This window comes from Vibrio sp. VB16, from assembly GCF_015594925.2.
GTDB lineage: Bacteria > Pseudomonadota > Gammaproteobacteria > Enterobacterales > Vibrionaceae > Vibrio.
Genome location: NZ_CP087590.1, coordinates 73048 through 98910, shown reverse-complemented (window position 1 = coordinate 98910; position 25863 = coordinate 73048). Strand labels below are relative to the sequence as shown.

25 protein-coding genes are annotated in these 25863 nt (G+C 40.4%); 3 read left to right on the top strand and 22 right to left on the bottom strand.

The features are described 5' to 3' along the window. Positions 1–7 precede the first annotated feature (7 nt). The gene (ubiE, locus tag IUZ65_RS00450) at positions 8–790 is read right to left on the bottom strand and encodes a bifunctional demethylmenaquinone methyltransferase/2-methoxy-6-polyprenyl-1,4-benzoquinol methylase UbiE (RefSeq protein ID WP_195704823.1); all 783 of its coding nucleotides are present in this window, start codon (positions 788–790) and stop codon (positions 8–10) included. A 168-nt stretch (positions 791–958) separates the two neighbouring features. Beyond that, positions 959–2485, bottom strand: coding sequence for a DNA recombination protein RmuC (gene rmuC / locus IUZ65_RS00445; RefSeq protein WP_195704822.1), 1527 nt, complete (start codon positions 2483–2485; stop codon positions 959–961). Between the two features lie 254 nt (positions 2486–2739). Here rmuC and IUZ65_RS00440 point away from each other — a divergent pair, with 254 nt between their 5' ends. After that, positions 2740–3618 carry a DMT family transporter gene (locus tag IUZ65_RS00440; RefSeq protein WP_195705153.1) on the top strand — a complete coding sequence of 293 codons (879 nt, stop codon included), beginning with the start codon at positions 2740–2742 and terminating at the stop codon, positions 3616–3618. Positions 3619–3763: 145 nt separating this feature from the next. Here IUZ65_RS00440 and IUZ65_RS00435 read toward each other — a convergent pair whose 3' ends face one another. From IUZ65_RS00435 to yiaK, 14 genes are all read right to left on the bottom strand, one after another. Then, the gene (locus tag IUZ65_RS00435) at positions 3764–4591 is read right to left on the bottom strand and encodes an HDOD domain-containing protein (protein WP_195704821.1); all 828 of its coding nucleotides are present in this window, start codon (positions 4589–4591) and stop codon (positions 3764–3766) included. Between the two features lie 463 nt (positions 4592–5054). Next, positions 5055–6254 carry an MFS transporter gene (locus IUZ65_RS00430; protein WP_195704820.1) on the bottom strand — a complete coding sequence of 400 codons (1200 nt, stop codon included), beginning with the start codon at positions 6252–6254 and terminating at the stop codon, positions 5055–5057. Between the two features lie 77 nt (positions 6255–6331). Continuing rightward, positions 6332–6655: a hypothetical protein gene (locus IUZ65_RS00425; protein ID WP_195704819.1), complete on the bottom strand. Its 324-nt coding sequence runs from the start codon at positions 6653–6655 to the stop codon at positions 6332–6334. A 203-nt stretch (positions 6656–6858) separates the two neighbouring features. After that, positions 6859–7728, bottom strand: coding sequence for an L-ribulose-5-phosphate 3-epimerase (locus IUZ65_RS00420; RefSeq protein ID WP_195704818.1), 870 nt, complete (start codon positions 7726–7728; stop codon positions 6859–6861). Positions 7729–7737: 9 nt separating this feature from the next. Continuing rightward, positions 7738–8496, bottom strand: coding sequence for an IclR family transcriptional regulator (locus IUZ65_RS00415; protein WP_195704817.1), 759 nt, complete (start codon positions 8494–8496; stop codon positions 7738–7740). A 5-nt stretch (positions 8497–8501) separates the two neighbouring features. Continuing rightward, complete coding sequence (locus IUZ65_RS00410; RefSeq protein WP_195704816.1) at positions 8502–9146, bottom strand: 3-keto-L-gulonate-6-phosphate decarboxylase UlaD; 645 nt, start codon at positions 9144–9146, stop codon at positions 8502–8504. After that, positions 9139–10632 (bottom strand): FGGY-family carbohydrate kinase, encoded by a 1494-nt coding sequence (locus tag IUZ65_RS00405; RefSeq protein WP_195704815.1) that lies wholly within the window; start codon positions 10630–10632, stop codon positions 9139–9141. Before IUZ65_RS00405 ends, IUZ65_RS00410 begins: the two co-directional genes overlap by 8 nt. Beyond that, positions 10629–11120: a YhcH/YjgK/YiaL family protein gene (locus IUZ65_RS00400; RefSeq protein ID WP_195704814.1), complete on the bottom strand. Its 492-nt coding sequence runs from the start codon at positions 11118–11120 to the stop codon at positions 10629–10631. The genes IUZ65_RS00405 and IUZ65_RS00400 overlap by 4 nt, the downstream gene beginning before the upstream one ends. 9 nt (positions 11121–11129) lie before the next feature. Further along, a complete protein-coding gene (locus IUZ65_RS00395; protein ID WP_195704813.1) occupies positions 11130–11945 on the bottom strand; it encodes a Cof-type HAD-IIB family hydrolase in 816 nt (271 codons plus the stop codon). A gap of 11 nt (positions 11946–11956) precedes the next feature. Further along, the gene (locus tag IUZ65_RS00390; RefSeq protein WP_195704812.1) at positions 11957–12649 is read right to left on the bottom strand and encodes an L-ribulose-5-phosphate 4-epimerase; all 693 of its coding nucleotides are present in this window, start codon (positions 12647–12649) and stop codon (positions 11957–11959) included. Between the two features lie 105 nt (positions 12650–12754). Beyond that, the gene (locus IUZ65_RS00385) at positions 12755–13729 is read right to left on the bottom strand and encodes a TRAP transporter substrate-binding protein (protein WP_195704811.1); all 975 of its coding nucleotides are present in this window, start codon (positions 13727–13729) and stop codon (positions 12755–12757) included. Positions 13730–13747: 18 nt separating this feature from the next. Then, complete coding sequence (locus IUZ65_RS00380; protein ID WP_195704810.1) at positions 13748–15028, bottom strand: TRAP transporter large permease subunit; 1281 nt, start codon at positions 15026–15028, stop codon at positions 13748–13750. Next, positions 15028–15528 carry a TRAP transporter small permease gene (locus IUZ65_RS00375; protein WP_229638079.1) on the bottom strand — a complete coding sequence of 167 codons (501 nt, stop codon included), beginning with the start codon at positions 15526–15528 and terminating at the stop codon, positions 15028–15030. Before IUZ65_RS00375 ends, IUZ65_RS00380 begins: the two co-directional genes overlap by 1 nt. Before the next feature lie 23 nt (positions 15529–15551). Continuing rightward, positions 15552–16553: a 3-dehydro-L-gulonate 2-dehydrogenase gene (gene yiaK / locus IUZ65_RS00370; RefSeq protein WP_195704809.1), complete on the bottom strand. Its 1002-nt coding sequence runs from the start codon at positions 16551–16553 to the stop codon at positions 15552–15554. 435 nt (positions 16554–16988) lie between these two features. On the opposite strand from yiaK, the gene IUZ65_RS00365 reads away from it, so the two are divergent. Then, positions 16989–17585 (top strand): beta-phosphoglucomutase family hydrolase, encoded by a 597-nt coding sequence (locus IUZ65_RS00365; protein ID WP_195704808.1) that lies wholly within the window; start codon positions 16989–16991, stop codon positions 17583–17585. 30 nt (positions 17586–17615) lie between these two features. Continuing rightward, a complete protein-coding gene (locus IUZ65_RS00360) occupies positions 17616–18080 on the top strand; it encodes a YhcH/YjgK/YiaL family protein (protein ID WP_195704807.1) in 465 nt (154 codons plus the stop codon). A 248-nt stretch (positions 18081–18328) separates the two neighbouring features. Here IUZ65_RS00360 and IUZ65_RS00355 read toward each other — a convergent pair whose 3' ends face one another. From IUZ65_RS00355 to IUZ65_RS00330, 6 genes are all read right to left on the bottom strand, one after another. Continuing rightward, entirely contained in the window at positions 18329–19924 is a 1596-nt protein-coding gene (locus IUZ65_RS00355) for a xylulokinase (protein WP_195704806.1), read from the bottom strand. A gap of 76 nt (positions 19925–20000) precedes the next feature. Then, positions 20001–20699 (bottom strand): L-ribulose-5-phosphate 4-epimerase, encoded by a 699-nt coding sequence (locus tag IUZ65_RS00350; RefSeq protein ID WP_195704805.1) that lies wholly within the window; start codon positions 20697–20699, stop codon positions 20001–20003. 10 nt (positions 20700–20709) lie between these two features. Next, on the bottom strand, positions 20710–22179 hold the full coding sequence (locus IUZ65_RS00345; RefSeq protein ID WP_195704804.1) for an FGGY-family carbohydrate kinase: 1470 nt from the start codon (positions 22177–22179) through the stop codon (positions 20710–20712). Positions 22180–22266: 87 nt separating this feature from the next. Next, positions 22267–23259, bottom strand: a complete 993-nt coding sequence (locus tag IUZ65_RS00340) for an ABC transporter permease (protein WP_195704803.1) — start codon at positions 23257–23259, stop codon at positions 22267–22269. Next, positions 23256–24755 (bottom strand): sugar ABC transporter ATP-binding protein, encoded by a 1500-nt coding sequence (locus tag IUZ65_RS00335; RefSeq protein WP_195704802.1) that lies wholly within the window; start codon positions 24753–24755, stop codon positions 23256–23258. The genes IUZ65_RS00340 and IUZ65_RS00335 overlap by 4 nt, the downstream gene beginning before the upstream one ends. Before the next feature lie 57 nt (positions 24756–24812). Continuing rightward, complete coding sequence (locus tag IUZ65_RS00330; RefSeq protein WP_195704801.1) at positions 24813–25736, bottom strand: ABC transporter substrate-binding protein; 924 nt, start codon at positions 25734–25736, stop codon at positions 24813–24815. Positions 25737–25863 lie beyond the last annotated feature (127 nt).

Here is a 25863-nt window from a genome sequence, read left to right as displayed (position 1 = left end):
CTCAATCTCAGAATTTGTAGCCGCGATGCAAAGCAACAATACCGCCCGTTAGATTGTAATAGCGGGTTTGCTCGAAACCAGCATCATCCATCATACCTTTGAGTGTTTCTTGATCAGGATGCATACGAATAGACTCAGCCAGATATCGATAGCTTTCTGAATCATTCGCTATCAACTGTCCCATTTTAGGTAACAAGTGGAATGAGTAAGCATCATAAATCTTAGATAATGGTTTTAATACTGGCTTAGAAAACTCAAGCACGAGTAATCGTCCACCCGGCTTAAGTACACGGAACATCGAACGTAATGCTTTATCTTTGTCTGTTACGTTTCTCAAGCAAAAGCTAATTGTAATGCAATCAAAATAGTCATCAGGAAAAGGCAGATCTTCAGCGTTTGCTTGTACATAATGTACGTTACCGACGACACCAACATCACGGAGTTTGTCACGACCTACATTCAGCATTGAGTTATTTATGTCCGCAAGAATGACATGACCTTGTTCACCAACAATGCGAGAAAATTTTGCTGTCAGATCACCGGTACCACCACCAAGGTCTAGAATTTTTTGACCTGGTCTTGCTCCACTACAATCAATAGTAAAACGTTTCCAGATACGGTGAACACCGCCTGACATTAAATCGTTCATAATGTCGTATTTCGTTGCTACAGAGTGGAATACTTCCGCTACTTTGGCGACTTTCTCATCTTTGGCTATCGTTTTAAAACCAAAGTGTGTCGTCTCATCTGATGGTATCGCTGAGTTTTCATTTAGGCTTATATCGGTCATTGTGTTCCTCTTCTGCAATACCTTAACAACAGCTTTGTTGCTTTAAAATATTCAATACATTCAGTCTTAATTAGAAATATATACGTACATTAAATCGATTCTAACTCCGCAAGTAAGCAATATGAATATGGTGTGTGTCTTTCACATACCAGCAGGAATTGCGGACCGTCAGTTTACTTTATCCTCTGCCTGATGTCTTTCTTTTGCCGATGCTTCCGTTAGGCAATTTTGTTCTAGCTCAATTATACTTGTCGGTATTGAGCGTTTAACTTCCACACCTAACTCTTTAAAGCTTTCTGCCTGCCGGATTACATTTCCTCGACCCGTAGCCAGTTTATTCATTGCACCTTGGTAATTCTGATTCGCTTTGTCTAATGACTGCCCTACCGATTCCATATCGGTGACGAAAAGTCTTAACTTGTCATAAAGTTTACTTGCTCTATCCGCGATCACTTTTGCATTTTGATTCTGCCTTTCATTACGCCAAAGGTTGTCAATCGTTCTTAACGCCACCAACAAGGTTGTGGGACTGACTAAAATGATATTATTTTCCATCGCATCTTTTACTAGGCTTGGGTCAGCCTCAATCGCGACCTGAAAAGCAGGTTCCACCGGAATAAACATTAAGACATAATCAAGGCTCTGTATGCCTTTTAGGTGTTGGTAATCTTTAAGGCTTAAACCTTTGATATGTGCGCGTAACGCGGACAAATGATCGCTTATCGCCTGTTGTTTATCTGCATCTGATTCAGAGTTGAAATACCTTTCATAAGCAACCAAAGCCATTTTTGAGTCAACAATTACCTGCTTTTCATGAGGAAGGTACACAATTACATCCGGTTGATAGCGCCTACCCGCGTCATCTTGAAGACTGACTTGTGTTTGGTATTCATGTCCTTCCCGCAAGCCAGACTCGGCTAACACTCGAGCCAAAACCACCTCGCCCCAATTACCTTGCTGTTTATTGTCGCCTTTCAAGGCCTGGGTTAAATTGACGGCTTCTTTCGTCATTTGCTCATTGAGTTTTTGTAAGCTTTTAATTTCATGAACAAGCGTGTGCCGCTCTTTGGCTTCCATACCATAGCTGTCTGTTACCTGCTTTTTAAAACCTTCTAACTGTTCTTTCAACGGTGTGAGCAGCCCTTCAAGACTTTGCTTATTTTGCTGATCAACTTTCGCCGTCTTGGCATCAAAAAGGTTATTAGCGAGCTGTTCAAACTCTTGCTTTAGACGCAGCTCTGCCTTCTCCAATAATTCGACCTTTTCATGAACGGCCTTACTTTCTTCTTGGTGCCTTGCTTGCTGCTCTCTTAATTCCGCTTTTCTTTGTGATATCTCTTCTCTGGCAAGCTCAAGTAGTTGAGAAAACCTCAAACGTTCTTTTTTTACAGAGTCAAAGTGACGTAAATTCTCCATGGCCGCCATTAGCTGACCATGAGTTTGTGTTAATTCATGCGCCGCTTTATCCCTATCGATATCCAGCTGTTCTAATTCTGTTTGAGTTCGTTGAATGCTCTGTTCAAGTTGCTCGTTTTTAGAACGAAGCAAGTTTTGGTCGGCTTCCGCTTGTTGTTTTAGCAACTGAATCTGAAATTGATACTTCTGTTTTATCCACCAACCGACAATAAATGCCGAAAAAACACCACTAACGAGAATAGTAATGACGAGTTCTTGATTTTCTATAATCCACTGCATAATGTCAGTCTTGATCCTTTGAATGCTGGACAAATGGTAAGTGTGTACTGGATAAATGTCCAGTCATTCGGTACCGGTTGAATGTAATGCTTCTTGAACGTAAAGGCCATTGGAAACTCGGGCAATTCATTTGTTGAATCTAGGAAAGGTTTGTTGACGTTGACTTCCGTCGTTTGGCAATTAATTACGCAAAGATTCAACCTCCAAGAAATGCTACTATTCCAGTCCATTTGAACAAAACAAAAATTTACATGATAAATGAACGTCGCGCTTTAGGGTTTGGTATTGCTGCTGTCATGCTTTGGTCAACAGTTGCTACCGCTTTTAAAATAACCCTGCAAGAATTTACACCTATTCAAATGTTGACTGTGGCGAGCTTTGTTTCTGCGGTAACCTTATTCTCACTCTGTTATTTCCAAGGAAAAGTGAATCAGATATTCACTACCTTCTTCTCCAACCCACTCTATTTCGTCATCCTTGGGCTCATCAATCCATTGGCGTATTACTTAATACTCTTTAAGGCCTATGAGTTACTACCGGCCTCACAAGCGCAACCACTAAACTACAGTTGGGCGATTACATTAACGTTGATGGCTGCTGTTTTTCTCGGTCAAAAAATAAAAAAACAAGATTGGATTGCGTGCGCGTTTGGTTATTTCGGTGTTGTAATTATTGCTACAAAGGGAGATTTACTGGCTCTTGATTTTGATAGCCCACTCGGTGTTGGCTTGGCATTATTATCAACGCTACTTTGGTCCGGCTACTGGATTCTCAATGCTAAAAACAAAGCCGATCCAGTCATTGGTGTCTTCTTAGGTTTTGTTGTTGCCTTGCCTTTTGCTGTTGCTCTTTGTTTTTATGAACAATCCTCATGGGATATGAGTATAAAAGGATGGCTAGCCGTTACTTATGTCGGACTATTTGAAATGGGAATTACCTTTGTTCTCTGGATCTCTGCACTAAAATCGACCGAGAATACGGCGAGGATCAGTAACCTAATTTTTATCTCTCCGTTTGTTTCATTGCTCTTACTTGCCTATATCATCGGCGAAGAAATACATTTATCAACCTTGGTGGGGCTAGTTATGATCGTCATCGGATTACTTGTGCAGCAATTAAAGAGTAGGCATTAATTTACACTCTGACATTTAGCCATCATGTATAACATCCCGTTGCCAATAACAAAGGATAGTGATGAGAACGGGATGTAGAGAGGAGAGTATATGAACCGACTCGTCCCTCTCCATTTAAATGACCTTTCATTCTTCGGCTATAGATCTAAGCAAACATCTTATAAGCTAGCTCAAAGCCTTTACCACGAACACCATCGATCGTCGCAATAACGTCTTTGTCCAACTTCAATGCAATAGCACTCGGGTGAGATGAGATAAAGGTCAGCTTATCATCTTCTTTAATCAGTGAGTCCCAAACATTGTGAAGATCACTGGCTAAACGAATCGTATAAGCGAGTGTTGGTGAAAGCTTTGCTTTTTCTGGATTAGGCAAAAAGAAAATAGCCTCAACCATTTGAGGAGGAAAGTTCCAAGCGTGAGCAAGTCTAGCCCCTAAGTAAGGCACGGTTGTATTCAACAACTCCTCTTGAACTCGATATGGGTCTTCTCCTTTCGCGATCCTATCGACCATTATTTGAGCTTCATCAGGCAGATTTGCATGAATCATCAACTCACCGATATTATGCAGAGTACCCGTCGTAAAAACCTCGTTTTTATCCAATCCCGCAATAACGCCAATCTTGCTGGCTATCATGGATATCTCAAAATTTTTCGACCAATAATCTTTCAAACTGATGGTTTTAATCACTGGGAAAGCCATTGATAAAACAGAAGAACGAACAAGGGTGCGAACGTTGTCTTCACCAAGCCTCACAATGGCTTCGTTAAGCGATGAGATCTCTCTTCGCCCGCCAAACTGTGCAGAATTGGCCATCCTCAACATGCTTGTACTGAGTAGTTGGTCCATAGACAATTTTATTGCAAGTTCATCAAAATCGAATTCGTCCTGATTGACGATATTAAGCGCATCTTGCAAAACTTGCTTAATTCTAGGTAGCGCTTCGACCTTTGATAATCGCTCTTCTATTCCCATGAATTTATATCCTATGTTCAATTCCTACACTAAATATAAGATAGATCGAATTTTTGAGCTAGAGTTTCGATACCGTATAGAGAGCTGTATACAAAGAAAATACATAACCTTACAAAATTTTCACTCATACGAATAAATTTGATTTGTTACTTGATTACCTTTGTACCCGTAATTGCGCCATTAACTTGACCGCAATCACGCTTTCGACCATAATGTGACTCAAATCACATTTATTTGGCAGATATACATGAATACGACAATCTTAACAAACCATACAATGACAGCAACAAACTCACTTAACCGCCTAATATCATCGGCAGCAAATGAAGTCTTGTTCTTTACTAAAATGTCCGTTGTATTAGCGGTAACTACTTTGTTATTAGCGTCAGCTTGGGTCTGATCATTTTGCGGTTTAAAGCAATCGCAAACGGATTATTGTAAATAATCACCCCCTATCACATCACTATGTCTGATTCTTTAGGTTTTCTCTAAACAACCCAATCATAATCACATAGCTTATTGCGGGTATCCAATAACTGGCACTCAAACCATACTTATCTATACCGATGGCCTGTATCAAAGGCAAAATAGCACCGCCCATTGTGCACATAATAAGTATCGCTGCACCTTGAGAGTTATAGCTTCCTGACGCGCGAAGTGCTTGTGCATATATAATGGGATAAAGAACGGAATTAAACAGCCCCACCGTTATCATCAAATACCCCACAAATACACTTGTTACCTGTGTCGCTATCAAACAAACAACAATCGCCAGAAGACACATAATAGTGAATAAACGAAAGCTATGAGCTCGATGTCCGTATTTTGCAAAAAGAAATCGTCCAAAAAACATCCATGCCCAATAAAGCGCAATAAACTGCGTCGCTCGCACTAACCCTAACCCACCAAATTGTTCATCTGCTAAATAAGTAATGGTAAAAGTACCAAAACACACTTCCATCCCAACATATAGCAGAAGTACGGCCGCTATTTTCAGAAAACGTGGTCGCTTTAATAAAATAAATAACCCACTGAAAAATCCAACCCTAGCACTCGGTTTAATATCGGGTAACTCAATCACTCTAAAACAGATTATCAATCCTAAAAAATAGACGGCGATGACTAAAAACAATATGGAAATTTGTTGCCCGGTATTCACAAGCCCTAAGGTACTTGCAATAAGGATAATTGAACTCAACACAACCGGACCTAAAACGGTTCCAATAGAATTGGACGCTGTTGCAATACTTTGCCGACGCATACTTTGATCTGGTGTAGAAAGCAACGATACATAGGGAGAGCTCACCACTTGGATAGAAGATATTCCAGACGCCATAAGTAAAATGCCGAGCAACGTCAACGTCAACGTTTCTGTTTGGACAAAATAGGCCATCGCTAAGCAACCGAGAAAGCACCAATATAGGCAATACTTTAACGTTCTTTTATAGCCTATTTTTTCCATCAAAAATGAAATGGGTAATGAAGTCACTATCCGTGTAATAAAAAATGACATGAGAAAAAGCATTACCGTCTGATAATCCAGATTAAACAATTGTTTATAATGAGGAATCAAAGAATTACTGGCTACAGTAATAAAACCCCATATAAAAAAAACAGATGATAATAGCGTTAGGGCTGAATCTCGATTTTTGAACCTTATCAATCTAGAACCTCACATTCAGGTCAAAAAAAAGCAGAAGGCACTTCATATGCTTCTGCTTTTTGGTGTTAAATCTTTGCTTAATCACGAATAAAGTTAATGTGATGCACTTTGATATCGTATTTTTCAATAATAACTTTGGTTGCATGCATGCTGGCTAACCTTGCATCAGAATTCAATGCAGATTCCATTACCGATTGATCTTCATAGCTGTGTTGCATCATCATCAATAAGTTTTTCTGACTTTCTGCTTCTATCATTTCAGGCTTATTAACCACAACACCTTGGTTATTAGGAAATGTCCGAATAATTGGCACCACTTCTTTTTCCATGTATTGATAAAAATCTTGTTTTTGTGCTTCAGTTAATTCCGCTTCAAAAAATGCCGTTCTTACAATGGCCATGTTATGACTCTCTTAAGGTTGCGTTTCAAATTGATTACAGACTGCGTTTTTCTGCTTTAAAGTGTTTCATACCCCTCGTACCTAACGTTATATCGTTGTTGGCGGCGATAGCGACCCAGCGATATCATTGCCTAGACTCACGAGTCTTCGCCCAGTTGTCGCCTCACTACAACGCCAATGACTTGGGTATGTCTTTTTGTCATTTAGAGCTCGAAGCCAACACTATTCGCAATAGTTTGGATTTTATTCTTCGCTTCTTTAATCTCATCTAACCAGTTGTCGTTTTGAGCCCACATCTCGATCACCAGCGGTGCACTGTAGTCAATGTCCACCAACGTTTTAAATATCGAATGAAAATCAACCTGCCCTTCGCCTATGACAAGATCTCTGAACTGGCCCTTACATGTTTCTGATACACGCAACGTGTCTTTCAAATGGATTTGTACAATATGATCTCGACTCAACTTCAGCTCAGTACACACATCATAATTCCAACCAGTAATGTTACCCACATCAGGATATGCCATGAAATAAGGTGACGGAATTTCACGCTTCAATACTTCAAACTTGCTCAAAGAATTTAGATACGGTGTATCCATAATCTCTACGCCCAACATAATGCCTGCACGTTCGGCCATCTTCGCAGCTTGCTTCATACCATCAACAAATCGAGCGTGTGTTTTTTCAGATTGAGGTTCGTAATAGACATCATAACCGGCCATTTGAATACAACGGATGCCGAGTTTATAAGAAAGAGAAATTGCCTTTTGCATGATAACTAAAGACTTTTCTCTAACCTCTTCGTCCATTGAGCCGAATGGAAATTTTCGATGAGCACTCAAACACATAGATTGCAACGGCATACTATGCTTCTCACACAAACGGCGCAGGTCATAGATTTCATCATCTGACCAATCCAATCGAGCTTGACGCTCATCCGTCTCATCTACAGAAATTTCTACAAAATCGAAGCCCGCGTTTTTCGCGTGCTGCAATCTTTCTTCCCAGGTCAATGACGTTGGCATCGCTTTTTCATAGATACCTAATCTAAATTTGTTTTTGGAATCAAACATTCTCTATCCTTAAAAGAGTTGCTGCTCGATACGCTTGGTGATGCTCTGAATTTTCTCTGCCAACAATTCATATCCAACTTGCTTCATTTTTGGCGTTAAAGAAGAGACACTAACCGCGTATACCGGAGCCTTATTTTTATCAAAGACAGGAACCGCTACACATGAAATTCCTGCTTCATTTTCTTCATCATCTAATGCATATCCACGTTCTCTAATTTCATCTAGAACGTCTAAGAATTGCTTTTTATCTAAAATTGTATTTTCTGTCAGTGGCTTCATCGTGCTGACGTTTCTCTGCCAGTAGGCTTCTCTAGCAAGATCAGAGCAGAATGCTAAATAGCATTTACCCGCTGCTGAACAATACATTGGTGAATGTAATCCAACATAAGTACGGGTTCTAAACGAAGCATCAGCAGGCTCAAATTTATCCTTGAAGATAATATTGTCAGAATCAAACGATAAGAAATTAACCGTTTCATTTACATCATCCAACAATTCACCTAGATAAGGTTTTACTGCGCCAGTCACATCCGAATTTATTGCCGTATGTCCTAAATGGACAAGCTTCATCGTCAATCGATATTCTTTACCCGAGTTCAACTGAGCTACATACCCAGAAGCTTCAAATGTCGCCAAAATTCGATGGGTAGACGATTTATTAAAACCTGTTCCTTCTGAGATTTTTTGTAATGAAATACCGTTTGGGAAACCGCCTAAAAATTCTAAAACCGTTAGTGCTTTGGATAAGGATTTAATTTGTTCACTCATATTTTTTACCAGTGTTTTTCAATTTCATTATGAAAATACTCTGCTATTTTTTTCCCGTTTTCACCCGCTAGAGCTCTACCAGCTATAAATGACTTGGCGGACAAATCTTTAAATAAATGCAGATCTTCTGGCACAATACCACCAGTGATAGAGAGTTCAATGCCTATATCAGACAATTCTTGCATCTTATTCAGATCTTCATTGGTCCAATTCACCCCTGCGAGTTCAGCATCTCGTGAGCGATGATAGATGGCCTGCGTTATCCCCATAGCAACCCAACTTTTGGCATCTTCTATGGTCCAGTGGCCATAGAGTTCAATCTGAACTTCACCATCAAACTCATCGGTTATTTTTTTTGCCGCGCGGATAGTTTCAATATGCGCTGCGGCACTAACTGTAACCCAATTAGCACCCGCTTCCATTGCTAACCGAGACAATATCGCGCTTGCATCGGTTATCTTCATATCACAGACGATAATATGATTAGGGTATTTCTCTCTTATAATTCGAACGCTATCTACACCATGAGCAAAGGCTAAAATGGTTCCGATTTCAATCACATCCAGCTTATCCGCCACCAACTCAACAGAGGCAAGTGCTGTTTCAATGTCAGTGGCATCGAGTGCCATCTGCAATAATGGTTTAGACATTCATTTCTTCCTCAAATTGCTTAAATAGTTGAACCAAGCGCTGATAATTTTTGTATTTATTTTGATAACTTTCGTAGTTATCTTTATTAGGGTAAACACGAGAAGATGCGACCGCTAACGTTTGCCCACACTCATCCACAGAATCAAACTCACCAGCACCTACCATGGCAACCATCGCCGCACCAAGTGAACCCGTTTCATCTACATCTGATATCTCTACTGTCATTCCGGTTAGGTCCGCTAACATTTGCATCCAAACAGGACTTGATGCTGGTCCACCGGTTACTTTCAATATTTCCGCTTTTGGAAAGCGTATTCGCATGCGCTCTAAATGAATGTTATGACAGAACAATATTCCTTCCCAAATAGCTTGTATCAAGTGGCCTTTGGTGTGGTGGGACTGCAAACCATAGAAGCCAGATTTAAGCCCTAACCCTTGATTTGAACCATATAAAAATGGGACAAAGTAAATACTGCTATCAGCCGGCTGTAACCCTTCTACCAGAGATTGATTCTCAACATGATTTAGTTGACCATCTTCGCCTAGATAATCGGCAAACCATTCATAGTTACCAGCAGAAGTTGGACTTGCTTCATGAATAATGTATTCACCGTCTACTGCATAATGACCATAAACAAAATTGTGTTCTTCTTTGGTGACTTCTTTGGTAATCCCAGAGGTCACTGACCACGTACCCATGACATAATTAAGCGTATCGACTGAAGAGTTAATACCGGAACAAATTGCCGTTGAAACCACATCAAATAGCCCGCCAAATACTGCTGTACCTGTCGCTAATCCGGTTTCATCCGCTACTTTCTTGGTCACCATACCTGCTTGTTGTTGAGGATTAACGATGGGAGGAAGCGCTTCCCAAACTTCCTCAATACCGAATTTCTTGAGCAGTTCTCGGTCGTAGCAACCTTTGACAGAATTGAAAAAATTACTTTCTGACATATTGGTGATCTCTGCACCAATTTCGCCCGTAAGCCGGTAACGTAGGTAGTCATGCGCCATCATAATTGAACCAATGTTCGCATAACGCTCCGCGTCGTTTTCTTTAATCCAACGGATAATAGAGACAGGGTGTCCTGTCCATAATGTCTGCAATGTAATGGGGTAGGTTTCTTGAGCTAAACCTTGTTCCAACCATTGTTTAACAATAGGCAGAGAACGAGAATCCGATGACATAATGCCATAACCTAAATTGTCTCCAGACTTATCAAGTAAATACGCACCTTTCCCTTGCGCCGAAATACTAATACCCTTGATCAAACTTACGTCAACGTGAGTGCTTGCAAGAAGTTGCTTTATAACTGATACCGCGTTTTCCCATAGTGCATCAAGATCTCTCTCAACCCAGCCTTGTCGATCATTAATCACCTTGGCTGACACTCTTGCTAATCCATGTTGTACACCTTTAGCGTCAAATAATGCCGCCTTCATAAAGGTGCCGCCAGAGTCTATTCCTATATAAAAATTCATTCACAAGCTCCCAATAGATCATTATGTATTTTAACGACGAGTTTTCGAACGGGTTGCGAGTTTCCATCATGGATGTTGGTGATATGAACGATATTGGGAGTAAACAGATAGAAACTGCCCGGTAATGCTTCGATATAATTGAGTTTTATATTTTCAAATTGATAAAATTGGAGATCGCGGTCTTTATTATATTCTTCTGCATTGACATGATGACCAGTATCTAATGACCATGCCATCGTTTCAGACCCCTGCAATACAATCTGAAGGTCAGAGTGATACTTGTGAACCTCTGGCATAAAACAAGAAATGGGTTCTTTTTCATACTCAAGAACCACAAACCACGCTTGTTTAGGGCCATAGTTTGGCAATTCATGACGCCCTAATTCTAATGAAGATTGGTCAAGACTATTTAAATATTGAAGAATATCTTGCACCGCCAAAGGGTAAGTATTGGTAAGTAAGTTTTTTTGTGTATTTCCAACTAACATAATTATTCTCTACAAAAATAGGCTTTCTAAAAGTGTTGATAATCCCAACTCATCATCATGGGACTTTTCAGTCACTAACGTCGCAGAAGCTTTTACTGTTTGGTCGGCATTCTGCATCGCGATACCAAGCCCCACTAACTTTAGCATTGAGATATCGTTATGATTGTCTCCTACCGCTACGCACTCATCTAAAGACACGCCAAGCTGTTTCACATAACCAGACAAAGCGTTACCTTTGCTGTTACCAGCCGCGGAAAAATCAACTCGGTCAACCCAAGAGCGCTCTCCATTAAAATTTGTTTTTACAAATTCGATATTCGAAAAACCCTCAATATCACCCCCCTCGACAACAAATTTCCAAACGAAATCTGTTGCGTCTAACTCATCGAAAAAATTGTCTACTCGACGAATGTTTGGTTGAGAACCTTCAGGGAAAGACTGCGCCCATTGCGATAACGTTTCCATATAAGCAATGGGTCTTTTATTTGAATACAACATCGCATCTCGCACATACATCACCATTTTCAAATCATGTTTATCTGATATTGAGATGAAGTCAGTTGCGATATTTTTGTCTATTGCGTTTTCACTGATTACGCTGTCAGTCGCGTAATCAAACATATAGGTACCGTTACAACAAATTATCGGCGTACGCAGACCCAGCTCTTTATAATAAGGCTGAGCGGCAACATGATGTCGTCCAGTCACAATAATAACGGGGACTGTCTGAGCGATACTTTTGATTGTCTCGACTAATACAGGACTGATTCTGTGTTGCGAGTTGAGTACTGTCCCGTCGAGATCCAATGCCAATAATTTGTGCATATTTCTACACCCTATTTCTGACCATAATACGAATTTTTTCCGTGCTTACGGTTATAGTGCTTATCCAACAATTCAGGATTGATTTTTATATCCACATTCAGTGCACGAGTAGCGGTTGCCATTGCTGCCACTTCTTCCATTACCACGGCATTATGCACCGCATCAAAACCATCTTTCCCCCATGTAAATGGAGCATGGCCTGCGATTATCGCACCCGGCATCGCTTTTGAATCAATGTTGCGCTTCTGAAATTCTTCTACTATTACTAAACCCGTGTTTTTTTCATAATCAATATGGATTTCTTCACTCGTAAGTTGACGAGTACAGGGAACGTCACCGTAAAAGTAGTCTGCGTGAGTCGTACCTAATGCGGGTATATCCAAACCTGCTTGCGCCCAAACTGTCGCATTGCGCGAATGGGTGTGTACAATTCCACCAATGGACGGAAATGCTTTATACAGCTCAATGTGCGTCGCCGTATCACTCGATGGATTAAGTTTCCCTTCAACACGATTTCCATCTAAGTCAACAATCACAATGTCGTCAACCGTCATGACATCATATTCAACACCAGATGGCTTAATAGCAATAACACCCTTGTCTCTATCAATTTCAGATACATTACCCCAAGTGAAAGTAACAAGGCCATATTTGGGCAGTTGAAGGTTTGCCGCTAATACACGCTCTTTTAATTGTTGGTACATAATATTTTTACCGAATTTTTGAGTGAAATGGAGGCGTTAATAAAGGTTAGGAAAAGACATATTGCCTCGCTTTTCAGCCAGGCAACATGTCAATTTAGCGACAGCTTATTTTGCTGCTGCTGCTATTTTCTTAACCATTTCATCACCGTTTACTTCAATGAATGCTTTCCATACAGGCGCGATAGCCTTTTGGAATGCAGCACCATCTACATCACGGTTAACTTCCATGCCGCCAGCTTCAAGCTCAGCAATCATCTTGTCTTCTTTTTCGATGCTAAGTTGACGTTGCATCGCAACTGCTTCCGCTGCTACATCAGTAATAATGCTTTGCTCATCAGCACTTAACTTATCGAATTTTTTAAGATTCATAGTAAGAACAAGAGGTGAGTAAGCATGCTGAGTTAAGCTCAAGTACTTTTGTACTTCGTAGAACTTAAATGACAAAGTCACGCCAATTGGGTGGTCTTGAGAATCAACAACGCCCGTTTCCAATGCTGTATATAGTTCAGCAATAGGAAGTTGTAACGGGTTAGCACCTAACTCTTTAAACATATCATTCAGTGCTTTTGAACCATTGACTCGCATTTGCAGGCCTTCAACATCTGCAGGAACGCGGATTGGCTTGTCGTTGTTCGTCATGTTGCGGTAACCGTTTTCTGGGTAACCAAGTCCTTTCAGGCCAAATTTCTCCATTTTTTGTAGAATTTCTTGTCCTGGAGCACCATCAAGTACTTTGTAAGCCGTTTCACGATTTGGGAACATAAAAGGTAATGTGAATGCGGATGATTCTGGTAATAGCCCAGAATAGTTATTAAGACCAACCATCGCGATATCTAGGATGCCAGAACGTGAACCGTCAATCATCTGCTTGTCGTTGCCAAGCTGACCCTGTGGGTAGATGTTGATTTTAATTTCGCCATTTGAACGAGCTTCAACTTCTTTCTTAAAGAACAAAGACATGTCTTGTTGAAGATCTGATTCAGGAGCCGCGTGCACTAACTTTAATGTTGTTTGTGCCATAGCTGTTGAGCTAAATGCGACCGCCGATGCAATTCCTACGACTTTAAATAATGACTTCATTTTTCTCTCCTTAGAGGGTTAACCAATGACAAAAGACATTGGCACAGTAATAATGCTTGGGAATATTACAAACAGTGTTAAAAGCATCATATATGCAGCAATAAACGGTAAAACACCTTTTACTGCTGTAGACATAGGTACACGAGCGACGCCGCATACCACGTTAAGAACAGTGCCTACTGGAGGCGTAATTAAACCAATCGAACAATTGATAACAAACATCAGACCGAAATACGTTGGGTCGATACCTGCCATTTTGACAATCGGCATTAACAGCGGAACTAAGATTAAGATTGTTGGACTCAAATCCATAACCATGCCGACGCATAACACCAATAACATGATGACGGCCATCAACAAGCGTGGACTGTCAACCAGTGGCCCTAACATCTCGGCTAATTGCTGAGGAAGTTGAGCAACCGTAATCAACCAAGCCGCCACCATTGCACAACCAACGAGGAACATAACCATCGCGGTAGAGCGGCCAGCATTCAATAAGATTTTGTAGAAACTTTTTAATGTAAGCTCACGATAAATAAACGTAGATATAACGATAGCGTATACCGCCGCAACAACCGCAGCTTCCGTCGGCGTAAAGATGCCAAGACGAATACCGAAAATGATGATAACGGGTAAAAACAATGCCCAAATGCCATCTTTAAGCGCAGCACGTTTCTCTGCCTTCGTTGCACGTTCTGAGACTTCCAAATTCTCTTTACGAACGGTCATTCTCCATACGAACATCAACGTCATGCCCATTAGCAAGCCAGGAACAATCCCGCCAAGGAACAAGTTTTTGATAGAGATACCACCCGCGACACCAACCAAAATCAATGGAATTGAAGGTGGAATAACCGGAGCGATAATACCGCCGGATGCCAGCAGACCCATTGACGATGCTTCTGGGTATTTAGCCGCCTTCATCATTGGATAAAGAATACTAACTAACGCCGCAGCATCTGCAACGGCAGACCCAGACAATCCAGCCAAGAGTACCGATGTCAATATGGCAACATATCCAAGGCCGCCTTGACGGTGCCCAACATAGGTTGTGGCTAAGCGAACGATACGGGTAGACAGTCCACCAGATGACATCACCTCACCAGCAATCAGGAAGAATGGAATGGCCAAGAGCGTAAAGCTGTCCACACCATTGATTAAAGATTGCGCAAGAATATCGGCACTAAAGAAATCCATATGCAGCATCAAAGCCATTGAAGACAACAGCAGCGCAAATGCCACAGGTAGCCCTAACAGGATTGAAATAATTAATACCGATAAGAATATCGCGAGAGTCATTACTGTTTCTCCATGTCTACGTTATCTAGTAGCCAATTTGGGTTAATAATACGAACCACCGCAATCACTCCCATCAATAGCCCCGACACGACACCAGCCATATAAAATAATGATGACGGAAGACCCGTTAATGGTGAAATATCAGACCAGTTCGACATCATTTGTCGATAAGAACCGATGTAGAGCATGCCGACCGATACGGTAATAATTACCCAACATATACGTCTTAAAAATGGGACGGCTCTAGGAAGTAATTTTTCAGAAAACTCAGCAACAGCTAAGTGATCCCCTCGGCGCAACACGACTGCAGCACCAAGCATTACTACCCAAACCAACCCTAATCGAGAGAGTTCGACAGAAGGACGTAGACCAGAAGAAAATCCATAGCGCAATACCACATTAACAAACACAAGTACGACCATGAATGCCAAAATGACAGCCATCAAAATATCGATGCTTTTCCAGATCCACATAAATACTTTTAGCATATTATTTTGCATAAAGTTCTCCTACTTCGCTTAAATTACAATGACGTAATTTGATTCCAAATCTCATCATGTATTTCTATGCCACCCGCTTGTTCATGCTTATCAATGAAACTTTGAATCTCAGAACCAGCAATCATTACTGAACCTGTTTCTGCAGGCTCAGAAGCTAATACATAATCTCTAATACGTTTCATCTCTTGAGCATATTGGCCTTTGTCCATGGTTCTACTCAGGTCGATAGCGATCAAAAATTGAGAAACACCAAATTCTCCGCCCATATCTTCCGTTAAAGCCGGAACCGAGTTACCGCCAGTAATCGCCGTCAACATCATATCCAGTACGATTGCCATAGACGATCCTTTCCAGAATCCCATTGGTAGCAAACGCTTATTTTCCCACAAAACATGAGGATCGGTTGTCAATTCACCATTGTCGTCAAAACCGCCAACTACTGGTAACTGCTTGTCTGCTAATACATAATTTTGCAGCTGACCATACGAATACTGACTCATTGAGCAATCCACAAGAACAGGTGGATCACCGGCGATAGCCATAATTAATGGGTTTGAACCTACGCGGTGGTCTTTACCACCCCATGCTGGCATTACTGCTATTGAGTTGGTTGAAGCAATACCTGCAAAACCTTCGCGAGCCATTTTTAGAACATATGCACCACCACGCATCCAATGGTTAGAATTACGCATTCCGACCATACCAATACCGAATTCACGTGCAAGTTCCATCGCTCTTTCTGAACAAATAAGGCCGTTTAAAACACCCGGTCCGAAATTACAGTCCCACTGCTCTAAAGCACCCATACTGTTCACACACTCAGGTACTTCATTTAATTTAATTTGGCCTTTATCTACCTGATCTATAAATACAGGGAAACGGTTAATACCGTGAGAGTAAGTACCTTCGTTTGCCATCTCGACAAAACCTGCAGCAAGCTTTGTTGCCATTTCAGGCTTCATATCGCGAGCTAATAAAATTCTTTCATATTCTTCTTGAAGCTTCTCAGTTGTTACCAATGGCATAATTTTTACTCCGATAAATTCCGTAATGCGGAATATATAATGGTTCAGATTCCGAATTTTGTCACTATTGTCAGTGGAATTTTATGACGAATGACACACTGTAAAATCTAAGTTACTGATTTTTAAACAAACAAACAGAAAAGCCAAAGAATGAGATCTAAGTTCGATATTTAAATGTAAGGTTAAGTTGATTTGATGATTATTAGACGAGGATCACTGAATAATTCATTTGTTAACAAACTGTAAAATTATTTTCTTGTCAGTATATTCACGATAACCGTTTGGCTAAAAATACTTAAATGAGAGAGCATGATTGACGAGAGTCGTTAGGTAGATAGAAAAGAGAAATGGTTTCTTTTCAGAAATATTAGGTGGCAAAATGACGCATAAAAAATGTACACTTCCCGCCATCGCACACGTATTAAAATTATTTATATGAATTTAGACAAATATAAATGCATTATCTTTGACTTAGATGGAACCTTAATTAACTCAATGATAGCGCACGCTGCTGCTTGGGAAAAAACGTGTACAACGTTTGATATCCCTTATGAGAAAGAGTGGTTAAATCAACTCGGGGGGATGCCAACCAGAAAAGTAACGATTGAAATTATTAATCGTTACAATTTGGAACTAAACGCAGATTTGATCACCCAGGATAAAATTTCCAACTTCGAATCTATTGCGTTTAAAGGCGATACTATTCCCGGGATTTATCAAATACTAAAAGATAATCACCTCACGAAAAAAATTGGAATAGGCACAGGCGCACAACGCAAACATGCCCAAGAAATCTTGGATACGACGGATATTCTAACCATGGTAGAAGTATTAGTTACCTCTGATGAAGTGGTTAACCACAAACCCTCTCCTGACACTTTTCTCTCCGTCGCTCAACAACTCAACACACCTGCAAATCAGTGTGTTGTCTTTGAAGATACAAAGATAGGCAAACAAGCTGCGATTGCCGCAGGAATGGACTGTTATTTAGTTAATAATGGAAAGATTCTAGAGTTTTTCCCAGCTATATAATTAATATTTATCTTATATAAAAGGTTTACTATGCACTGCTCTGACATACATTCATTAGACAACAATAGCCTCATTCATCAATTTATTTCTCGTGCATTAAAGCTCGAACTATCAAGCCTAGAACTCGGTGTGACCAAAATCGATGAGGACCGTTTTTTTGTTGTTAAGGTACAAGATAACGATAGGGCACTAGAAGATTCACAGATCGAAATACATCGATCATATATCGATGTACATTTGGTACTCGCAGGACAAGAAACGCTTACCTATGCAATAAAGCCAGCTACGAGTGCTTTTATGGACGGGAAAGAGTTTGACAATGACGTGGAATTTGTCGAAAGCGTAAATAACGAACAGTCCGTAACACTTAATGAAGGGGAGTTTGTCGTTTTTTATCCAGGAGAATGGCACCGCCCAATGGTGTCTAAGTCAGGGGGACAACCTATACATAAAGTCGTGATAAAAATAGATTCGTCTCTGTATAACAGCAAATAGTAACCCTCAAATTAGAGCGAAGACGCGCTTATATATTAGCCTGTCTTCGTCTGTAAAGTCCGACAATGCTGTTGTGTCACGAGCAGTATTAGACTTTTCATTTCACAATAAGCACCACTAAGGTATAAAAGCATGAAGTAAGCACCTAACACTCGGTACTTACCCCAAGTTCCATGCTTCGAGCTTAATCGACTACCAACCTATAGTCTCTTTTTCTTCGTTCTGACTACGGTTTAATCAATCAACATTTATGTTAAGCAATTTACTGCTTCTCGTTCTACGGGTAAGCAATCTTTATAACGCTTCATAAACTCTTGTACGCCCTCGAACTCATCTTCGTCTATATCAATTATGAATTCGTCATTGCTTAAAAATACTTTGTTCGTTAAAAACGATTCAAGATTTTTCTCTTCATCAATTAGGAAGGATGCGAGTAAAGCAATACCCCAAGCGCCTCCATCTGAAGCATTTTCTACTGTTGCTACAGGTACATTTAGCGCTGTAGCCATTAATTGCTGAACCACCCCTTTCGTCTTAAATAAACCGCCATGAGCTAAAATTTTGTTTAGCTTTACTCCTTCCTCTTCAACTAAAATATCAATGCCTATCTTCATAGCACCAAGCGCAGATAATAGATTTGCCCGCATGAAGTTGGCTAAAGTAAATTTACTATCCGAGGGATTTAGGAAAAGCGGGCAACCTTTTTCGAAATGGGTCATATGTTCGCCAGAGAGATAGCCATACACCATTAAACCACCACAGTCATCATCACCTTTGAGTGATTCCCTAAACAACGTGTCATATAGTTCATCCGCGGAAACATTAGTACCTAGGCTGCTCGCGACTTCTTCGAATAATTTCATCCAAGAATCAAGGTTTGATGAGCAATTATTGGAGTGAGCCATTGCAACTAATTTACCATCAGGTGTCGTGACCAAATCGAGCTCTGGGTGTACTTTTTTAAGTTTCTTATCAAGAACAACCATAGCGAATATTGACGTACCTGCTGAGATATTCCCAGTACGCATTGCAATAGTATTCGTTGCTATCATACCGGTACCCGCATCACCTTCTGGTGGGCACATTGGACAGTTATGTTTTAATTGACCCGTTGGATCTAGTAGCAATGCTCCAACTTTTGTTAGAGAACCAGCGTCTTGTCCAGCGACAAGCACTTCTGGCAGGATTTGCTCAATGTTCCAAGGTAGCGCTTCATCTTTTACAATATCATTGAATCGCCTCATCATCTCCGAATCAAATTTCGCCTTATCAACATCGATAGGAAACATACCAGACGCATCCCCAATCCCTAAGATTTTGCGTCCTGTTAATTTTCTATGTACATAACCCGATAATGTCGTCATGTAATCGATATCAGAAACATGTTCTTGATTCTCTAATAAGGATTGGTATAGATGCGCAATACTCCATCGCTGAGGGATAGGATGCTCAAGCACAGACATTAATCTCTCTGACGCCTCTAACGTATTATTATTTCTCCATGTTCGAAATGGTGTTAACAGATTATCTGAACGGTCGAAAACTAGATAACCATGCATCATCGCACTGATACCCAACCCCGCTAACTTACTTAGTTTAACGTCATATCGTTGATAAACATTATCATACAAATTTTTATAGCACGATTGAATCCCCTTCCACACATCGTCTAAATTGTAGGTCCAGTTTCCATCTATCAGATTATTTTCCCATAGGTAACTTCCATCGGCTATAGGTTGCTGATTATCGCCAATGAGTACGGCCTTTATACGAGTTGAGCCAAGTTCGATCCCAAGAATGCCTTTTCCTTCTGAAATAAATAATTTAGTCGTTACTTCTGTCATAAAAATGTCCTCTAATACCCTTCATTGCAGAGAAAAACCGAATATATATACAAATCTAACTAATTTATTGGCTCAGTTAATTGGATTGCCCATAATAGGCATCTGCACCATGTTTTCTTAAATAATGCTTATCCAACAAAGTTTTATTCATACTAGGTTGTCGGTTGTTAAGAGATAATGTACATAATGCCATCGCCGCCACTTCTTCAAGAACAACAGCATTATGTACTGCGTCTTCAGGGTCTTTCCCCCACGTAAACGGACCATGAGATGCCACAATACACCCAGGCATTTCTAGCGCAGACAGAGATCGCTTTTCTAATGTCTCAATAATTACTTTTCCAGTATTACTTTCGTATGCATCTACAATTTCTTCATCTGTCATTGGTCTTGTACAAGGTATATCACCATAGAAATAGTCAGCGTGAGTCGTTCCCAGTGCAGGAATATCGGCACAAGCTTGCGCCCAAATAGTGGCATTTCGTGAGTGAGTATGAACAACACCACCAATATCCGAAAATTCCCGATATAAGGCTAGATGAGTCGCTGTGTCCGAAGATGGATTTAGGTTGCCCATTATCACCTCCCCAGACAGGTTCACAATGACCATGTCGCTTGGTGTCATTTTTTCGTAGCTGACACCCGACGGTTTTATAACAACTAAACCTGATTTGCGATCAATACCTGATACATTACCCCATGTAAAGGTAACCAAATCATGGCTTGGTAATAACATGTTGGTATCAAATATTTTTTCTTTGAGTTTTTCTAACATGACCAGATTCCTAGTTAACGAGAATTTCAGCTAATGATTTGTTGATGGAGTTAAAACGTTCAAGTTTGATACGTAAGTTGTCATGACTGATTAAGTCAGGTTCAAATCTTTTAACTACCGGTGCTGTCGCTCGCATGGCTTCTGAAAAATCTTTATAAACACCAGCCCCAACAGCTGCACATAGTGCCGCAGCTCTACAACCAGACTGCTGGGTACTTACCACCTCAACAGGCAATCCTGATGCATCTGTAAATAACTTCATCCACGGTTCAGACTTGGTTGGCCCTCCCGTAAACCGAATCGTTTTAACATCTTTGTTGAGCTGTATTATTTTATCCTGATGATTTAGATGCGCAAAAACCACACCTTCATAAATCGCTCTTATTATGTCTTTTTTTGTATGATGCCCTTTAAGGCCAATCAAAGAACCAGGCATGCCTAATTTGTAGTTGGAACCGTAAAGATATGGGAAGAAAAATAGGTCATCTGTATGATCTGCTTTTGACGCTACCCATTGGTTAAATTCATGCCAATCGGTACCAGGAAAAAACTGGTCTTTGAACCATGCCAAATTTGATGCTGAAGTAGGTGAACCTTCATGAACAAAATATTTACCAGGAATACAATAGTTCCCCCAAATATATGGATGCTCATGGGTCGAAATTTCATTAGTTATAGCCGTCGTAATTGACCATGTACCTGCGACTGCACTAATCGTACTTTCATCTTCTATACACGAAGCTAACGAAGCGGCAACGACATCAAACAGACCGCCATATACAGGCGTGCCAACTTTTAGACCCGTTCGCTTTGCTGCTGTCTGAGTAATTGTTCCTGCTAATTCTACAGATCCAATCGTCGGGGCAGTCTTATCTATACATTCACCGACACCAAAATCCGCCAAAAGTGTGGGGTCATAACATCCTTTGCGTACGTTGTACATATTACTGCCAGAAATATTGGTAATTTCTGCATTCACTTCTCCGGTCAAACAAAACCGAATATAGTCATGTACCATAAGAATACTATCTACACTTTCATAGTTTTGCGGCTCATTTTCTTTTAGCCATGCCATCAACGTAACCGGATGTGCTGTCCATAGCTGCTGTAGACCACGTTCATATGCCTTTTTAACGAGTCCATCTTGCTGCCAACGTAAAACTAAAGATTCAGCTCGAGTATCTGAAGATATAATGCCTCTTCGAACAGGGTTCCCTTGCTTGTCGATGGCATACAACCCTTTACCATGAGATGAAAATGAAATGCCTTCGATTGGTTTATTCGAAGAAAACCGACTGCAACTAGATATTAATTCACAAACCGTTGTCCACAGTTCATTCATGTCTCGTTCAGTAACTCCTGGAGCATCTCTGAGTACTTCAGAATTTTTTTCTGCGATATGGATCTCTCGACCTTTTTCATCGTATAGGCCGGCTTTAGTCACTGTTCCGCCAATATCGACACCAATAAAATAGCTCATTAATAATCTCCCTAAACCGACCCAGAATGGGGCGGTTTCTAATCAATGGAGTAAAAAGTAGGTTAAAGCGTTGGGGTTACTGATTGGTTATTTCTTACGCTTGCTCGTCCCGATATAGATTGCAACAAGAATAATGACGCCTTTAATCACGTTTTGAACATAAGGGGATACACCACCCAAATTCAGACCATTATTCAGAACACCCAGAAGCATTGCACCGATAAGTGTACCTATGATTGCCCCTTTCCCTCCGCTCATCGCGGTACCACCAATAACTACCGCTGCGATAGCGTCTAACTCAAAGCCAACACCCGCATTTGGTTGTCCGCTCATTAGGCGAGAGGTTAATATAATTCCAGCGATCGAAGCAGTGAGTCCACTAATGGTGTAAACAGTCAAAATGACTAACGGAACTCTTACGCCGCTAAGACGAGATGCTTCTTCATTACCACCGATAGCATATACGTAACGGCCAAAAGGAGTATGGTTCAAAATGACATATGCAATCGCATAAACAACGAGCATCACTAAAATAGGTGTTTGTAGTCCAAAAACATCTCCACGCCCCCAAAAAGAGAAGCTCTGTGGCAAACCAGAAACCGGGTATCCTCCGGTGTAAATTAGACCGATACCACGAGCAATACCTAACGAAGCCAATGTCACGATAAATGCAGGCATTTTTGCGTAAGCAATCATGAAGCCGTTAGCGGCGCCGAACAAGACACCAATTAACATCCCAGCGGGAATTGCCATTGCAGGATCAAAACCAGCAGCCATCATTCCTGCAGCCGCTGTACCGGATAGTGCCATTACTGGGCCAACTGACAAATCGATACCACCTAAAAGGATGGCGCAAGTCATACCGACTGCCAAAATTGCATTTATGGATACTTGTCGAGCTACATTACTAAGGTTATTAGAAGTCAAAAAGTTATCGTTAAATATAACCATAATAGTGAATACAGCTAAGAAACCTACTAATGGATAAAAAACTGGGTGATGACTCCACTTTGTCAATTTCTTTTTGAAAAGCGATAGTTTGTTATCTGGTGCTGTGTCTGTATTTGTGATTGTATTCATGTCGCTTGTCCTGTTGCGTGTAACATAATAGTATTTGATTCGATTTCACTACCTTCAAGCGAAGCAACAATCGCGCCTTGATTGAAGACCAAAACTCGGTCACAAACACCTATAATTTCTGGCAATTCTGAGGAAATCATAATGATAGAAATACCTTGCTCAGTTAATTTCTTCATTAGCTCGTAAATCTCAAACTTTGCGCCAACGTCTATTCCACGTGTTGGTTCATCAAAAATAAGAATCTTACATGTATTATTCAGCCAACGAGCTATAACCACCTTTTGTTGGTTACCACCACTAAGGTTTGTCACAATGGTTTCTTCGTGTGGTGCTTTTATTCGAACCTTTTCAATCAAATCACACGCAACTTTACGTTCTTTGTTTCTATCAACGAGTATTCCAGCATACATTTCATTCTCATGGTTATTGAGTAGAATATTATCCATAATGCTGAAAGGTAGAATCAAGCCCTCAGTTTTCCTACTTTCGGGTAGTAAACCTATTCCGACCTTTAGTGCTGCTGCCGGAGTATTTAGCGTTAGTTGTTGTCCATTGAGCTTAATCTTTTTCTTAACTGGAGCATCAGCGCCGATTAGGGATCTAACCAATTCACTTCTACCAGAGCCAACAAGACCTGAAAAACCTAAAATTTCACCCTCATGCAATTGAAAACCATTTACTGGAGCATCTTTGTCGATCTGTATTTCTGGAACATCAAGCACAATATTTGAATGATTTATATGACTTATTTTTTCTGGGAATGCGTTGTCTAGCTTACGGCCAACCATCATCTCAACCAATTTGTCTACATCGGTATCTTTTACCGGGGTTGTCGCTATATATTCTCCATCCCGCAGTACTGAAATAGTGTCACAAATTTCAAAAATCTCTTCTAAGTGATGTGAAATAAAAAACATGCCAACACCCCGCTTTTTCAGGTCACTCATAATAGTGAACAGGTGTGTTGCTTCAGTTGGTGTTAATGTCGCTGTTGGTTCATCAAGAACCAATATTTTTGCATTTAAAGATAACGCTTTCGCTATCTCAACAAATTGTTGTTCGGCCACACTAAGTTGGTCTATAGGTATACTTAAATCAATATCAATTTTTAACGTCTCGAAAATAGTTTTTGCTTCCGCATTCATTACGTTTCGATTCAAAAGCCCAAAACGATTGGTTAATTCACGATTCAAAAATATATTATCTACAGCGTTGAGGTAGGGAATCAAAGAGAACTCTTGAAAAATGATACCTATTCCGGCATCTATGGCGTCGTTATATGTAGGGAAATTGCGTTCTATCCCATCAATGACAATTTTCCCTTCATCATTAGAATAGATTCCACAGAGTACTTTCATTAACGTTGACTTGCCCGCACCGTTTTCGCCTAAAACAGCGTGTATCTCACCTTTATTTAGAGATATGTTTATATTACTTAGAGCTTTAACTCCGGGGAAATTTTTGCTTATTTCTCGTAGTTCAAGTAATGAACTCATTGGGCACTTCTCCACTATATAAATGTTGCTCTCCATATAGAGAGCAAAATTACATTCTTACCAACTAAAGCCTTCTGCATTACTTCTTTGTATTAATTTCACGTCAACAGGTACTACTTTAGGAACCTCTGCACCCCAATGTTTTGCTAGACCAATGCCTAAACCAAGACGAATTTGGTCACGAGGGAACTGAGCCGAAGTAGCAATAAATGGGGAGTTTGGCTTTAAGATAGCTTCGATTGCTTCTGGAGCACCATCAACTGAAACTAATTTAACATCGGTACCAGATGCTTCGATAGCAGCTAAAGACCCCATCGCGCCTACATCGTTCACACTGAATATACCACTTAGATTAGGGTGAGCCTGGAGCATGTTTTCTGTTACATTCAAAGCTTTAGAACGCTCTTGATGACCGTTTTGTTTGTCAACTATTTCAATCCCTGGGAATTTAACCATTGCAGCTTCAAAACCACGTACTCTTTCAAGAATTGGCACGACGGGAATTCCATCAAGAATGGCCACTGAACCTTTACCACCAAGATTCTCTCCTAAGTACATACCTGCTTTATAACCAGCATCGTAATTTTTTGAACCAACGAATGAATCTAGCGGCCCCTCCGCTTGTGCATCTATTGCAATGACTACTACGCCTGCTTCCTTTGCAGACATTACGGCAGATTGAACACCAACGGAATCAGTTGGATTAAGCAGCAATATATCAATATCTTTTTGGAGCATATCTTCAACATCACTAATTTGCTTTGAAACATCGTGACGTGCATCTGTAATAATTAGATTGGCTCCAATATCGGCAGCAGCGGCTTCAAGAGATTGCTTCATTACAACAAAATATTCATTGTTCATCTCTTGGAATGACATTCCGATATTCAAAGTGTCTTTTGCTTGGGCTGTGAAGCTAGATCCCATGCAAAGAGCTGAAGCAATGGCAATACCTATAGAAAATTTCTTTTTAAGAGACATGCATTATTCCTTGTTATTGTTTGATTAAATGTTAACGTCATCATTATTTTATAAATGATTGCTTATTTAACTATTTTAGTTTTAATTAAAAATCATCAAACGACTCAATGACAACGTCAACATATAG